Here is a 12,425-nt window from a genome sequence, read left to right as displayed (position 1 = left end):
TGCTATGCCCTACTTCTTCTTGGCTTCTTTACGACGGACGACTTCGTCCGCGTAGCGCACACCTTTGCCTTTGTACGGCTCTGGTGGACGGAAGTCGCGGATCTCGGCGGCCACTTGACCTACCAGCTGCTTATCGATGCCCTTGATCAGGATATCGGTCTGGCTAGGAGTCTCAGCGGTGATGCCTTCCGGCAGTTCATAATCCACTGGGTGCGAGAAGCCAAGAGCCAGGTTCAGCACTGTGCCTTTTGCTTGCGCTTTGTAACCAACACCGACCAGCTGGAGCTTGCGCTCGAAGCCTTGGCTTACGCCTTGGACCATGTTGTTTACCAACGCACGAGTGGTACCAGCCATTGCGCGAGTTTGTTGATCGCCATTGCGAGCAGCGAAACGCAGCTCACCAGCTTCTTCAACGATCTCAACGGACGAATGGATGTTCAGTTCGAGAGTGCCCTTGGCACCCTTCACCGAAAGCTGTTGGCCTGCGAATTTGACTTCGACACCGGCTGGCAGCTTAACGGGGTTCTTAGCGACGCGTGACATGCTTATCCCCCCTTAGAACACAGTGCAAAGAACTTCGCCGCCGACACCGGCAGCGCGCGCAGCACGATCCGTCATCACACCTTTGTTGGTGGAGACGATAGACACACCGAGACCGCCACGAACTTTTGGCAGATCATCGACGGACTTGTACTGACGCAGGCCTGGACGGCTAACGCGCTTCACTTCCTCGATGACCGGACGGCCTTCGAAGTACTTCAGCTCGATGGACAGCAGTGGTTTGATTTCGCTGCTGATCTGATAACCCGCAATGTAACCTTCGTCCTTCAGGACTTTGGCAACAGCTACCTTCAAAGTAGAAGATGGCATGCTTACGACGGACTTTTCAGCCATCTGGGCATTACGGATTCGAGTTAGCATGTCCGCTAACGGGTCCTGCATACTCATGGGCTAGACGCTCCTAATACAAAAAAATTAGCCTTGCGGCTACTACTTGTCGCCGAGCTCATCCATGCGAAAAAAGCACGGGCTCAGGCGAGCCGGGTATTCTAGACACACCCCACAAATGAATCAAGCCCCAAAAGGGGCTTGATTCAAGTTCAAGGTCACCGGCGGTCAGGATCTTGCGAACCTGGACGCCGAGACTTTGATAGTGCTTACCAGCTGGCTTTAACCAGACCAGGTACGTCACCACGCATTGCAGCTTCACGCAGTTTGTTACGGCCGAGGCCGAACTTGCGGTAAACGCCGTGTGGACGACCGGTCAGGCGGCAGCGGTTACGCATGCGCGAAGCGCTTGCGTCACGTGGCTGCTTCTGCAGAGCTACTGTAGCTTCCCAACGCGCTTCTGGACTTGCGTTCAGATCAACGATGATAGCTTTCAGTGCTGCACGCTTTTTGGCGTACTTGGCAACCGTGAGCTGACGCTTCAGCTCGCGGTTTTTCATGCTCATCTTGGCCATTTTCCTACTCCAATCAGTTGCGGAACGGGAATTTGAAAGCACGCAACAGGGCGCGACCTTCATCATCGTTCTTGGCAGTGGTGGTCAGGGTAATGTCCAGACCGCGGAGAGCATCGATCTTGTCGTAGTCGATTTCCGGGAAGATGATCTGCTCTTTAACGCCCATGCTGTAGTTACCACGACCATCGAAGGACTTGGCATTCAGGCCGCGGAAGTCGCGAACCCGAGGCAGGGAGATCGACAGCAGACGATCCAGGAACTCATACATACGCTCACGGCGCAGGGTCACTTTGACGCCGATCGGCCAACCTTCACGGACTTTAAAGCCAGCGATGGATTTCCGAGCGTAAGTCACAACGACTTTCTGACCGGTGATCTTTTCCAGGTCGGCAACAGCGTGCTCGATGACTTTTTTGTCACCGACCGCTTCGCCCAGACCCATGTTCAGGGTGATCTTTGTAACGCGTGGAACTTCCATCACGTTCGAAAGCTTAAGTTCTTCCTTAAGCTTCGGTGCGATTTCCTTCCAGTAAATCTCTTTTAGTCGTGCCATGGTCTTCTACCTAGCAGTGTTCAAGCATCAACCGCTTTTTGGGTCGACTTGAAGACACGAATTTTCTTGCCGTCTTCTACTTTGAAACCAACGCGATCAGCCTTGTTGGTTTCGCCGTTGAAAATGGCGACGTTAGAAGCGTCCAGTGGAGCTTCTTTTTCGACGATACCGCCTTGTACGCCCGACATCGGGTTAGGCTTGGTATGACGCTTAACCAGGTTCAGACCACCAATAACCAGACGGTTATTAGCGAGAACCTTAAGCACCTTACCGCGCTTACCTTTGTCTTTGCCGGCGATCACGATGATCTCGTCGTCACGACGAATCTTTTGCATGTCGGATCTCCTTACAGCACTTCTGGGGCGAGCGAGACGATCTTCATGAACTTCTCAGTACGAAGTTCACGGGTCACTGGCCCAAAGATACGGGTGCCGATCGGCTCTTGCTTGTTGTTCAGAAGAACAGCAGCGTTGCCATCAAAGCGGATAATGGAGCCATCAGCACGACGTACGCCGTGACGAGTGCGGACTACAACAGCAGTCATCACTTGGCCTTTTTTCACTTTACCGCGAGGAATTGCTTCCTTCACGGTAACTTTGATGATGTCACCGATACCAGCGTAACGACGATGGGAGCCACCCAGCACCTTGATGCACATAACGCGGCGTGCGCCGCTGTTATCGGCCACATCGAGCATGGATTGAGTCTGAATCATATAATTTCTCCGACCCCTAGTCCTTAGACTTCCACAGCGCGTTCGAGAACATCAACCAGCGCCCAAGACTTAGTCTTGGCCAAAGGACGAGTTTCACGAATAGTGACTTTGTCGCCGATGTGGCACTGATTGGTTTCGTCGTGCGCGTGCAGCTTAGTCGAACGCTTAACGTATTTACCGTAGATCGGGTGCTTAACGCGACGCTCGATCAGAACGGTGATGGTCTTGTCCATTTTGTCGCTGACAACACGGCCAGTCAGCGTACGGACGGTTTTTTCGGCTTCAGCCATGATTACTTACCTGCCTGCTGTTTGAGCACAGTCTTCACGCGAGCGATGTCACGCTTAACTTGCCGGAGCAGGTGAGACTGCCCCAACTGGCCAGTTGCTTTCTGCATACGCAGATTGAACTGGTCGCGCAGCAGGCCGAGCAGTTGCTCGTTAAGCTGCGGCGCGTCTTTTTCACGAAGTTCGTTCGCTTTCATCACATCACCGTCCGTTTAACAAAGGCGGTGGCGAGCGGCAGCTTTGCAGCAGCCAGGGCAAAAGCCTCACGCGCCAGCTCTTCAGAAACGCCCTCGATTTCATACAGGACTTTGCCTGGCTGAATCTGGGCAACCCAGTACTCCACACTACCCTTACCTTTACCCATCCGAACTTCGAGGGGCTTTTTGGAAATAGGCTTGTCCGGGAATACACGGATCCAGATCTTGCCGCCACGTTTAACGTGACGGGTCAGTGCACGACGCGCTGACTCGATCTGACGAGCGGTGAGACGACCACGAGCTACAGACTTCAGCGCGAACTCGCCGAAGCTGACTTTGCTACCGCGCTGAGCCAGACCACGGTTGTGGCCTGTCATCTGCTTGCGGAACTTCGTACGCTTTGGTTGCAACATTTGGCGTACCCCTTACTTAGCAGCTTTTTTACGAGGCGCTGGTGCTTGTGGTTTCAGTTCTTCTTGGCGACCACCAATTACTTCGCCTTTGAAGATCCAAACCTTTACACCGATCACACCGTAAGTGGTGTGAGCTTCGTAGTTGGCATAGTCGATGTCGGCACGCAGGGTGTGCAGTGGCACACGACCTTCGCGATACCATTCAGTACGTGCGATTTCAGCACCGCCGAGACGACCGCTCACTTGGATTTTGATGCCTTTGGCACCAATGCGCATGGCGTTCTGTACAGCGCGCTTCATAGCGCGACGGAACATTACGCGACGCTCCAGCTGCTGAGCTACGCTCTGCGCAACCAACATACCGTCGAGTTCCGGCTTGCGGATTTCTTCGATATTGATGTGCACAGGCACACCCATTTGTTTGGTCAGGTCCTGACGCAGTTTCTCAACATCTTCACCTTTCTTCCCGATAACGATACCTGGACGAGCGGTGTGGATGGTGATACGTGCAGTTTGGGCCGGACGATGGATATCGATACGGCTTACGGACGCGCTTTTTAGTTTGTCTTGGAGATACTCGCGCACCTTCAGATCAGCGAACAAATAGTCCGCATAAGTCCGACCGTCTGCGTACCAGACGGAGGTGTGCTCCTTGACGATTCCCAGGCGAATGCCAATGGGATGTACTTTCTGACCCATCTCTTCGACTCCGTTACTTGTCAGCAACCTTGACAGTGATATGGCAAGACCGCTTGACGATGCGATCAGCACGGCCTTTGGCACGTGGCATGATTCGCTTCAGCGAACGCCCTTCGTTGACGAAAACGGTGCTGACTTTAAGGTCATCAACGTCTGCGCCTTCGTTATGCTCGGCGTTGGCTACGGCCGACTCCAGCACTTTCTTCATGATCTCGGCGGCTTTCTTACTGCTGAAAGCCAACAGGTTGAGCGCTTCGCCCACCTTCTTCCCGCGGATCTGGTCGGCGACCAAGCGGGCTTTCTGGGCGGAGATTCGAGCGCCCGACAACTTAGCGGCTACTTCCATCGTTCCTTACCCCTTAACGCTTGGCTTTCTTGTCTGCCACGTGCCCACGATATGTGCGGGTACCGGCAAACTCGCCTAGTTTGTGGCCGACCATGTCTTCGTTCACGAGAACTGGAACATGTTGACGACCGTTATGCACAGCAATGGTCAAACCGACCATTTGTGGCAGGATCATGGAACGGCGCGACCAGGTCTTAACTGGTTTGCGATCGTTCTTTTCCGCCGCCACTTCGATCTTCTTCAGTAGGTGAAGATCAATAAAAGGACCTTTTTTCAGAGAACGTGGCACTGTCGTATCCCTCTATTTACTTGCGACGACGGACGATCATTTTGTCGGTACGCTTATTACCACGAGTCTTCGCGCCCTTAGTCGGGAAGCCCCATGGCGATACCGGATGACGACCACCAGAGGTACGACCTTCACCACCACCATGTGGGTGGTCAACCGGGTTCATGGCAACACCACGAACGGTTGGGCGAACGCCACGCCAGCGTTTGGCACCAGCTTTACCCAGCGAACGCAGGCTGTGCTCGGAGTTCGAGACTTCACCCAGGGTCGCGCGGCATTCAGCCAGCACTTTACGCATCTCACCAGAACGCAGACGCAGGGTCACGTAGACACCTTCACGAGCGATCAGCTGAGCCGAAGCACCAGCGGAACGAGCGATTTGCGCGCCTTTACCTGGCTTCAATTCGATGCCGTGTACGGTGCTACCAACTGGAATGTTACGCAGTTGCAGAGCGTTGCCCGGCTTGATCGGCGCCAAAGCACCTGCGATCAGCTGGTCGCCAGCACTCACGCCTTTAGGGGCGATGATGTAGCGACGCTCGCCATCTGCGTACAGCAGCAGAGCGATGTGAGCAGTACGGTTTGGATCGTATTCAATACGCTCGACAGTGGCAGCGATGCCATCTTTGTCGTTGCGACGGAAATCGACCAGACGATAATGCTGCTTATGGCCACCACCAATGTGACGAGTGGTAATACGACCATTGTTGTTACGACCACCAGTCTTCGATTTTTTCTCGAGCAGCGGTGCGTGAGGAGCGCCTTTATGCAGCTCCTGGTTGACCACCTTGACCACAAAACGGCGGCCAGGGGAAGTCGGTTTGCATTTAACGATTGCCATGATGCACCCCTTCCTTACTCAGCACTGCTGCTGAAATCGAGATCTTGGCCTGGCTGAAGGGAGATAACTGCCTTCTTCCAGTCATTACGCTTGCCCAGACCGCGAGCAGTGCGCTTGCTCTTACCCAGAACATTCAGGGTAGTAACACGCTCTACTTTCACGCTGAACAGGCTTTCGACGGCCTTCTTGATTTCCAGCTTGGTTGCGTCAGTTGCAACCTTGAAAACGAACTGGCCTTTCTTGTCAGCCAGAACCGTAGCCTTTTCGGAAACGTGCGGGCCAAGCAGAACTTTAAATACGCGTTCCTGGTTCATCCCAGCAGCTCCTCGAATTTCTTCACGGCCGACACGGTGATCAACACCTTGTCGTATGCGATCAGACTAACTGGATCGGAACCTTGAACGTCACGTACATCAACGTGTGGCAGGTTACGAGCAGCCAGGTACAGGTTCTGATCAACTACTTCAGACACGATCAAGACGTCAGTCAGGCCCATGCCAGTCAGTTTGTTCAGCAGATCTTTGGTCTTCGGTGCATCAACAGCGAAGTCCTGAACCACAACCAGACGATCAGTACGCACCAGCTCAGCAAGGATGGAACGCATTGCTGCGCGATACATCTTCTTGTTCAGCTTCTGGGTGTGATCCTGAGGACGAGCTGCGAAAGTGGTACCGCCGCCACGCCAGATTGGGCTACGGATGGTACCGGCACGAGCACGGCCAGTACCTTTCTGACGCCAAGGGCGCTTACCGCCACCACGAACGTCGGAACGGGTCTTTTGCTGCTTGCTACCTTGACGGCCGCCGGCCATGTAGGCCACGACTGCTTGGTGAACCAGCGTCTCGTTGAATTCGCCGCCAAATGTCAGTTCGGAAACTTCGATCGCTTGAGCGTCATTTACATTTAATTGCATGTCAGCTTCCCCTTAACCGCGAGCCTTGGCTGCTGGACGTACAACCAAGTTGCCGCCAGTAGCGCCAGGAACAGCACCCTTGACCAACAACAGATTGCGTTCAGCGTCCACGCGCACTACTTCCAGGGACTGCACGGTCACGCGCTCAGCGCCCATATGACCGGACATTTTTTTGCCCTTGAATACACGACCAGGAGTCTGGCACTGGCCGATAGAGCCTGGAACGCGGTGGGACACGGAGTTACCGTGGGTATTATCTTGCCCGCGGAAGTTCCAACGCTTGATCGTACCCTGGAAGCCTTTACCCTTGGACTGACCGGTTACATCAACCAGTTGACCAGCGGCGAAGATTTCAGCGTTGATCAGATCGCCGGCCTGGTACTCGCCTTCTTCAAGACGGAATTCCATTACGGTACGACCAGCGGCAACGTTCGCTTTAGCGAAGTGGCCAGCTTGAGCAGCTGTAACACGCGAAGCACGACGCTCGCCTACAGTGACTTGCACTGCACGATAGCCATCGGTCTCTTCAGTTTTGAACTGGGTGACGCGATTCGGTTCGATCTCAATGACCGTGACCGGAATGGAGACACCTTCTTCGGTGAAAATACGGGTCATACCGCATTTACGACCGACTACACCAATAGTCATGTTGTAAACCTCATGAGTGTACGGGGCTTTCACCCGCTATGGCCGCCCATTTCAGAGCGTTACACGACTAAGACCGAGTCTTAGCCGAGGCTGATCTGCACTTCCACACCGGCCGCAAGATCGAGCTTCATAAGAGCATCAACGGTTTTATCCGTTGGCTGGACGATGTCCAGAACGCGCTTATGAGTACGGATCTCGTACTGGTCACGCGCGTCTTTGTTGACGTGCGGGGAGACCAGAACGGTGAACCGCTCTTTACGGGTAGGCAGTGGAATTGGACCACGCACTTGAGCACCAGTACGTTTCGCGGTTTCCACGATTTCCTGGGTGGATTGGTCGATCAGGCGATGGTCAAAAGCCTTCAACCTGATACGGATTTGCTGATTTTGCATTGGATTTCAGACTCCGGCTGCTATTCCCAGCGAGCGCAATACGCCCGTTAAAAGGAGGCGCAATTCTATAGACGGGTTTCTACAGTGTCAACCCAATAAAAAAGCCCCCGCTAGGCGGGGGCTTTTTCAAGTCATCACTTATTAAGCGATGATTTTGGCTACGACGCCAGCGCCGACGGTACGACCGCCTTCACGAATAGCGAAACGCAGACCATCTTCCATTGCGATGGTTTTGATCAGGGTGACAACCATTTTGATGTTGTCGCCTGGCATTACCATTTCAACGCCTTCCGGCAGTTCGCAGTTACCGGTCACGTCAGTGGTCCGGAAGTAGAACTGTGGACGGTAGCCTTTGAAGAACGGAGTGTGGCGACCGCCTTCTTCTTTGCTCAACACGTACACTTCAGCTTCGAAGGTAGTGTGCGGCTTAACCGAACCTGGCTTGACCAGAACCTGGCCACGCTCAACGTCGTCACGCTTGGTGCCGCGCAGCAGCACGCCGCAGTTCTCGCCAGCACGACCTTCGTCGAGCAGCTTACGGAACATTTCAACACCGGTGCAGGTGGTGACAGTAGTGTCACGCAGACCAACGATTTCCAGTGGATCCTGAACCTTGACGATACCGCGCTCGATACGGCCAGTTACAACAGTACCGCGACCGGAGATCGAGAATACGTCTTCGATTGGCATCAGGAACGGCTTGTCGATAACACGGACTGGATCTGGGATGTAGCTGTCCAGAGTCTCAACCAGTTTACGAACGGCAGTGGTGCCCATTTCGTTGTCGTCTTGGCCGTTCAGAGCCATCAGAGCCGAACCGATGATGATCGGAGTGTCGTCACCTGGGAAGTCGTAAGTGCTCAGCAGGTCGCGCACTTCCATCTCAACCAGTTCCAGCAGCTCAGCGTCGTCAACCATGTCAGCCTTGTTCAGGAAGACAACGATGTACGGAACGCCTACCTGACGGGACAGCAGGATGTGCTCACGGGTTTGTGGCATCGGACCATCAGCGGCCGAGCAAACCAGGATAGCGCCGTCCATCTGTGCAGCACCGGTGATCATGTTCTTCACATAGTCAGCGTGACCTGGGCAGTCAACGTGAGCGTAGTGACGGATCAGCGAGTTGTATTCAACGTGCGCGGTGTTGATGGTGATACCACGAGCCTTTTCTTCTGGAGCGCTGTCGATTTTATCGAAAGCAACAACAGCGGAACCGAAAACTTCGGAGCAGACGCGAGTCAGAGCAGCGGTCAGCGTGGTTTTACCGTGGTCGACGTGACCGATGGTGCCAACGTTGACGTGCGGGAGGGTACGGTCAAATTTTTCTTTAGCCACGACAATTAACTCCTAGCCTAAAGGGGCTGAATCAGCCTTGTTTTTTGGTAACGGTTTCGACGATGTGCGACGGAGCCGTATTGTATTTTTTGAATTCCATAGAGTAGCTTGCGCGACCTTGGGACATGGAACGAACGTCGGTTGCGTAACCGAACATCTCACCCAACGGAACCTCGGCGCGAATCACTTTGCCGGAAACCGTGTCTTCCATACCCAGGATCATGCCGCGACGACGGTTAAGGTCGCCCATCACGTCACCCATATAGTCTTCAGGCGTAACAACCTCTACCGCCATGATCGGCTCGAGCAACTCACCACCACCCTTCTGGGCCAGTTGCTTGGTCGCCATGGAAGCAGCCACCTTAAACGCCATCTCGTTGGAGTCGACGTCGTGGTAGGAACCATCAAACACGGTAGCCTTCAGGCCGATCAGCGGATAGCCGGCAACAACGCCGTTCTTCATCTGCTCTTCGATACCCTTCTGGATAGCCGGGATGTATTCCTTAGGAACCACACCACCTACTACTTCGTTCACGAATTGCAGACCTTCCTGACCTTCGTCAGCAGGAGCAAAGCGAATCCAGCAGTGACCGAACTGGCCACGACCGCCGGATTGACGAACGAACTTACCTTCGATTTCACAGTTCTTCGTGATGCGCTCACGATAGGAAACCTGAGGCTTACCGATGTTGGCTTCGACGTTGAACTCACGGCGCATCCGGTCAACCAGGATGTCCAGGTGCAACTCGCCCATGCCGGAGATGATCGTTTGACCAGTCTCTTCATCAGTCTTGACGCGGAAAGACGGGTCTTCCTGAGCAAGTTTGCCCAGAGCGATACCCATTTTTTCCTGGTCGTCCTTGGTCTTAGGCTCTACGGCAACCGAAATAACCGGCTCCGGGAAGTCCATGCGAACCAGGATGATTGGCTTGTCAGCGTTGCACAAAGTCTCACCAGTGGTGACGTCCTTCATGCCGATCAAGGCCGCGATGTCGCCAGCGCGCACTTCCTTGATTTCTTCACGGGCGTTTGCGTGCATTTGCACCATACGACCCACGCGCTCTTTCTTGCCTTTAACCGAGTTGATCACGCCGTCGCCGGAGGCCAACACGCCCGAGTAAACTCGAACGAAGGTCAAGGTACCCACGAATGGGTCGGTAGCGATCTTGAACGCCAGAGCCGAGAACGGCTCGCTGTCGTCTGCGTGACGCTCCATTTCCTTGGTCTCGTCATCCGGGTCAGTACCCTTGATGGCAGGAATGTCGGTTGGAGCAGGCAGGTAGTCGATAACGGCGTCGAGAACCAGGGGAACACCCTTGTTCTTGAAGGAAGAACCGCAAACAGCCAGAACGATCTCACCAGCGATAGTACGCTGACGCAGAGCGGCCTTGATTTCCGCGTTGGTGAGTTCTTCACCTTCGAGGTACTTGTTCATCAGTTCTTCGCTGGCTTCGGCCGCAGCCTCAACCATGTTACCGCGCCACTCGTCAGCCAGTTCCTGCAGTTCAGCAGGGATAGGCTTACGAACTGGAACCATGCCTTTGTCAGCATCATTCCAATAAACAGCTTCCATGGCCAACAGGTCGATCTGACCCTGGAAGTTATCTTCGGAACCGATAGCCAACTGGATTGGCACCGGAGTGTGACCCAGACGCTGTTTGATCTGACCGATCACGCGCAGGAAGTTCGCACCAGCACGGTCCATCTTGTTTACGTAAACAAGACGTGGAACGCCGTACTTGTTGGCTTGACGCCATACGGTTTCCGACTGAGGCTCAACACCCGAGGTACCGCAGAACACAACGACCGCGCCGTCGAGAACACGCAGGGAACGTTCAACTTCAATAGTGAAGTCAACGTGACCCGGGGTGTCGATGACGTTGAAACGGTATTGGTCCTTGTGCTGCTTCTCGGAACCCTGCCAGAAGGCGGTAATAGCAGCAGAAGTAATGGTAATACCACGCTCCTGCTCCTGCACCATCCAGTCTGTGGTCGCGGCGCCGTCATGCACCTCGCCCATTTTGTGACTTTTGCCAGTGTAAAAAAGGACGCGCTCGGTGGTGGTGGTTTTACCAGCATCCACGTGAGCAACGATACCAATGTTACGGTAGCGGTTAATCGGTGTAGTACGAGCCATAAAGCCCTCGCAAAATTAGTGACGCTAAAATTAGAAGCGGTAGTGCGAGAAAGCCTTGTTGGCTTCAGCCATACGGTGCACGTCTTCACGCTTCTTAACTGCAGCACCTTTACCTTCAGCGGCGTCCAACAGTTCGCCAGCCAAACGCAGAGCCATAGACTTCTCGCCGCGCTTGCGGGCGAAGTCTACCAACCAGCGCATTGCCAGGGCGTTACGACGGGACGGACGAACTTCGACCGGAACCTGGTAAGTAGCACCGCCTACACGGCGCGACTTCACTTCGACCAGCGGAGCGATGGCGTCGAGAGCTTTCTCGAAGATTTCCAGGGGATCGCTGTTCTTGCGTTCTTTAACCTTTTCCAGCGCGCCATAAACGATACGTTCGGCAACGGCTTTCTTGCCGCTTTCCATAACGTGGTTCATGAACTTGGCCAGGATTTGGCTTCCGTATTTTGGATCGTCAAGCACTTCGCGCTTGGCTGCTACGCGTCTTCTTGGCATGGATAAGCCCTCAAACGGTCTTCAGGTTCGCTCGGAATCGGTGCCCTTTCGGGACGCCTCCGACCTTACTCTTATCGACTCAGAAAAATAGAAAATCAGTTTTTACAAAAAGCCGCTACTACTTAGGCTTCTTGGTACCGTACTTCGAACGACCCTGGTTACGACCTTTAACGCCGGAAGTATCCAAAGAACCGCGCACGGTGTGGTAACGAACACCTGGCAAGTCTTTTACACGACCGCCGCGGATCAGTACCACGCTGTGCTCTTGCAGGTTGTGGCCTTCACCGCCGATGTACGAGGAAACCTCGAAACCGTTGGTCAGACGCACACGGCATACTTTACGCAGTGCCGAGTTAGGTTTTTTCGGCGTGGTGGTATACACACGAGTGCATACGCCACGACGTTGCGGGCAGTTCTGCAGCGCAGGCACGTCGGATTTCTCGACGATACGCTTACGCGGCTGACGTACCAGCTGGTTGATAGTTGCCATCTACTAGCTCCACTGTTGTCTTGCGACGCTATTGTCTTGCAAGAAAAGCAAAATGGCAGGAACGAATTCCCGCCAAATTTAGGGGTACAAGAGTCTAAAGAGGATCTTGTCCCCAGTCAAGGCAAGGCCCCGACCTCCCCGCTCATCCAACCTCGACAAATTGTCTCGATTCGATGAACGGAACGACCGGGGCCCCACACTCATTT

21 protein-coding genes are annotated in these 12,425 nt (G+C 54.1%); all 21 read right to left on the bottom strand.

Features of this window, described 5'->3' with window-relative positions:
* Window positions 1-9 precede the first annotated feature (9 nt).
* The 21 genes from rplF to rpsL all read right to left on the bottom strand — a co-directional run bounded on the left by rplF (window position 10) and on the right by rpsL (window position 12,219).
* Window positions 10-543, bottom strand: a complete 534-nt coding sequence (gene rplF, locus ACZ89E_RS26105; RefSeq protein WP_003176412.1) for a 50S ribosomal protein L6 — start codon at window positions 541-543, stop codon at window positions 10-12.
* A 12-nt stretch (window positions 544-555) separates the two neighbouring features.
* A complete protein-coding gene (gene rpsH, locus ACZ89E_RS26100) occupies window positions 556-948 on the bottom strand; it encodes a 30S ribosomal protein S8 (RefSeq protein WP_003186040.1) in 393 nt (130 codons plus the stop codon).
* A gap of 209 nt (window positions 949-1,157) precedes the next feature.
* Window positions 1,158-1,463, bottom strand: coding sequence for a 30S ribosomal protein S14 (gene rpsN / locus ACZ89E_RS26095; protein WP_003176414.1), 306 nt, complete (start codon window positions 1,461-1,463; stop codon window positions 1,158-1,160).
* A 13-nt stretch (window positions 1,464-1,476) separates the two neighbouring features.
* A complete protein-coding gene (rplE, locus tag ACZ89E_RS26090) occupies window positions 1,477-2,016 on the bottom strand; it encodes a 50S ribosomal protein L5 (protein WP_003176415.1) in 540 nt (179 codons plus the stop codon).
* A 20-nt stretch (window positions 2,017-2,036) separates the two neighbouring features.
* Window positions 2,037-2,351: a 50S ribosomal protein L24 gene (rplX, locus tag ACZ89E_RS26085; RefSeq protein WP_003176416.1), complete on the bottom strand. Its 315-nt coding sequence runs from the start codon at window positions 2,349-2,351 to the stop codon at window positions 2,037-2,039.
* Between the two features lie 11 nt (window positions 2,352-2,362).
* Window positions 2,363-2,731, bottom strand: a complete 369-nt coding sequence (rplN, locus tag ACZ89E_RS26080; protein ID WP_002555479.1) for a 50S ribosomal protein L14 — start codon at window positions 2,729-2,731, stop codon at window positions 2,363-2,365.
* Window positions 2,732-2,754: 23 nt separating this feature from the next.
* A complete protein-coding gene (gene rpsQ / locus ACZ89E_RS26075) occupies window positions 2,755-3,021 on the bottom strand; it encodes a 30S ribosomal protein S17 (protein WP_003176419.1) in 267 nt (88 codons plus the stop codon).
* 2 nt (window positions 3,022-3,023) lie between these two features.
* A complete protein-coding gene (rpmC, locus tag ACZ89E_RS26070) occupies window positions 3,024-3,215 on the bottom strand; it encodes a 50S ribosomal protein L29 (protein ID WP_008030901.1) in 192 nt (63 codons plus the stop codon).
* Complete coding sequence (rplP, locus tag ACZ89E_RS26065; protein WP_007896757.1) at window positions 3,215-3,628, bottom strand: 50S ribosomal protein L16; 414 nt, start codon at window positions 3,626-3,628, stop codon at window positions 3,215-3,217. The genes rpmC and rplP overlap by 1 nt, the downstream gene beginning before the upstream one ends.
* Before the next feature lie 12 nt (window positions 3,629-3,640).
* Window positions 3,641-4,327, bottom strand: coding sequence for a 30S ribosomal protein S3 (gene rpsC / locus ACZ89E_RS26060; protein WP_003176422.1), 687 nt, complete (start codon window positions 4,325-4,327; stop codon window positions 3,641-3,643).
* Between the two features lie 13 nt (window positions 4,328-4,340).
* A complete protein-coding gene (gene rplV / locus ACZ89E_RS26055; RefSeq protein ID WP_003103908.1) occupies window positions 4,341-4,673 on the bottom strand; it encodes a 50S ribosomal protein L22 in 333 nt (110 codons plus the stop codon).
* 13 nt (window positions 4,674-4,686) lie between these two features.
* The gene (gene rpsS / locus ACZ89E_RS26050) at window positions 4,687-4,962 is read right to left on the bottom strand and encodes a 30S ribosomal protein S19 (RefSeq protein ID WP_002555486.1); all 276 of its coding nucleotides are present in this window, start codon (window positions 4,960-4,962) and stop codon (window positions 4,687-4,689) included.
* 16 nt (window positions 4,963-4,978) lie between these two features.
* Window positions 4,979-5,803, bottom strand: a complete 825-nt coding sequence (gene rplB, locus ACZ89E_RS26045) for a 50S ribosomal protein L2 (protein ID WP_003210080.1) — start codon at window positions 5,801-5,803, stop codon at window positions 4,979-4,981.
* 14 nt (window positions 5,804-5,817) lie between these two features.
* A complete protein-coding gene (rplW, locus tag ACZ89E_RS26040) occupies window positions 5,818-6,117 on the bottom strand; it encodes a 50S ribosomal protein L23 (RefSeq protein WP_002555488.1) in 300 nt (99 codons plus the stop codon).
* Window positions 6,114-6,716, bottom strand: coding sequence for a 50S ribosomal protein L4 (rplD, locus tag ACZ89E_RS26035; protein ID WP_007896707.1), 603 nt, complete (start codon window positions 6,714-6,716; stop codon window positions 6,114-6,116). Before rplD ends, rplW begins: the two co-directional genes overlap by 4 nt.
* Window positions 6,717-6,728: 12 nt before the next feature.
* Complete coding sequence (rplC, locus tag ACZ89E_RS26030) at window positions 6,729-7,364, bottom strand: 50S ribosomal protein L3 (RefSeq protein ID WP_003186059.1); 636 nt, start codon at window positions 7,362-7,364, stop codon at window positions 6,729-6,731.
* Between the two features lie 80 nt (window positions 7,365-7,444).
* A complete protein-coding gene (rpsJ, locus tag ACZ89E_RS26025) occupies window positions 7,445-7,756 on the bottom strand; it encodes a 30S ribosomal protein S10 (RefSeq protein WP_003186070.1) in 312 nt (103 codons plus the stop codon).
* Window positions 7,757-7,897: 141 nt separating this feature from the next.
* Window positions 7,898-9,091 (bottom strand): elongation factor Tu, encoded by a 1,194-nt coding sequence (tuf, locus tag ACZ89E_RS26020; protein ID WP_008145495.1) that lies wholly within the window; start codon window positions 9,089-9,091, stop codon window positions 7,898-7,900.
* A 31-nt stretch (window positions 9,092-9,122) separates the two neighbouring features.
* The gene (gene fusA, locus ACZ89E_RS26015; RefSeq protein WP_064680057.1) at window positions 9,123-11,228 is read right to left on the bottom strand and encodes an elongation factor G; all 2,106 of its coding nucleotides are present in this window, start codon (window positions 11,226-11,228) and stop codon (window positions 9,123-9,125) included.
* Between the two features lie 30 nt (window positions 11,229-11,258).
* Window positions 11,259-11,729 carry a 30S ribosomal protein S7 gene (gene rpsG / locus ACZ89E_RS26010; protein ID WP_002555493.1) on the bottom strand — a complete coding sequence of 157 codons (471 nt, stop codon included), beginning with the start codon at window positions 11,727-11,729 and terminating at the stop codon, window positions 11,259-11,261.
* A gap of 118 nt (window positions 11,730-11,847) precedes the next feature.
* Window positions 11,848-12,219 (bottom strand): 30S ribosomal protein S12, encoded by a 372-nt coding sequence (gene rpsL / locus ACZ89E_RS26005; RefSeq protein ID WP_002555494.1) that lies wholly within the window; start codon window positions 12,217-12,219, stop codon window positions 11,848-11,850.
* Window positions 12,220-12,425: the final 206 nt, after the last annotated feature.

The organism is Pseudomonas sp. TE3899, assembly GCF_056279105.1.
The sequence above is the reverse complement of the archived record's forward strand: the minus strand, read 5'-3'. Positions and strand labels throughout refer to the sequence as shown.

Coding starts and splice junctions, on each gene's coding strand:
- rplF (WP_003176412.1), bottom strand. CDS start 543: ATGTCACGCGTCGCTAAGAACCCCGTTAAGCTGCCAGCCGGTGTCGAA.
- rpsH (WP_003186040.1), bottom strand. CDS start 948: ATGAGTATGCAGGACCCGTTAGCGGACATGCTAACTCGAATCCGTAAT.
- rpsN (WP_003176414.1), bottom strand. CDS start 1,463: ATGGCCAAGATGAGCATGAAAAACCGCGAGCTGAAGCGTCAGCTCACG.
- rplE (WP_003176415.1), bottom strand. CDS start 2,016: ATGGCACGACTAAAAGAGATTTACTGGAAGGAAATCGCACCGAAGCTT.
- rplX (WP_003176416.1), bottom strand. CDS start 2,351: ATGCAAAAGATTCGTCGTGACGACGAGATCATCGTGATCGCCGGCAAA.
- rplN (WP_002555479.1), bottom strand. CDS start 2,731: ATGATTCAGACTCAATCCATGCTCGATGTGGCCGATAACAGCGGCGCA.
- rpsQ (WP_003176419.1), bottom strand. CDS start 3,021: ATGGCTGAAGCCGAAAAAACCGTCCGTACGCTGACTGGCCGTGTTGTC.
- rpmC (WP_008030901.1), bottom strand. CDS start 3,215: ATGAAAGCGAACGAACTTCGTGAAAAAGACGCGCCGCAGCTTAACGAG.
- rplP (WP_007896757.1), bottom strand. CDS start 3,628: ATGTTGCAACCAAAGCGTACGAAGTTCCGCAAGCAGATGACAGGCCAC.
- rpsC (WP_003176422.1), bottom strand. CDS start 4,327: ATGGGTCAGAAAGTACATCCCATTGGCATTCGCCTGGGAATCGTCAAG.
- rplV (WP_003103908.1), bottom strand. CDS start 4,673: ATGGAAGTAGCCGCTAAGTTGTCGGGCGCTCGAATCTCCGCCCAGAAA.
- rplB (WP_003210080.1), bottom strand. CDS start 5,803: ATGGCAATCGTTAAATGCAAACCGACTTCCCCTGGCCGCCGTTTTGTG.
- rplW (WP_002555488.1), bottom strand. CDS start 6,117: ATGAACCAGGAACGCGTATTTAAAGTTCTGCTTGGCCCGCACGTTTCC.
- rplD (WP_007896707.1), bottom strand. CDS start 6,716: ATGCAATTAAATGTAAATGACGCTCAAGCGATCGAAGTTTCCGAACTG.
- rplC (WP_003186059.1), bottom strand. CDS start 7,364: ATGACTATTGGTGTAGTCGGTCGTAAATGCGGTATGACCCGTATTTTC.
- rpsJ (WP_003186070.1), bottom strand. CDS start 7,756: ATGCAAAATCAGCAAATCCGTATCAGGTTGAAGGCTTTTGACCATCGC.
- fusA (WP_064680057.1), bottom strand. CDS start 11,228: ATGGCTCGTACTACACCGATTAACCGCTACCGTAACATTGGTATCGTT.
- rpsG (WP_002555493.1), bottom strand. CDS start 11,729: ATGCCAAGAAGACGCGTAGCAGCCAAGCGCGAAGTGCTTGACGATCCA.
- rpsL (WP_002555494.1), bottom strand. CDS start 12,219: ATGGCAACTATCAACCAGCTGGTACGTCAGCCGCGTAAGCGTATCGTC.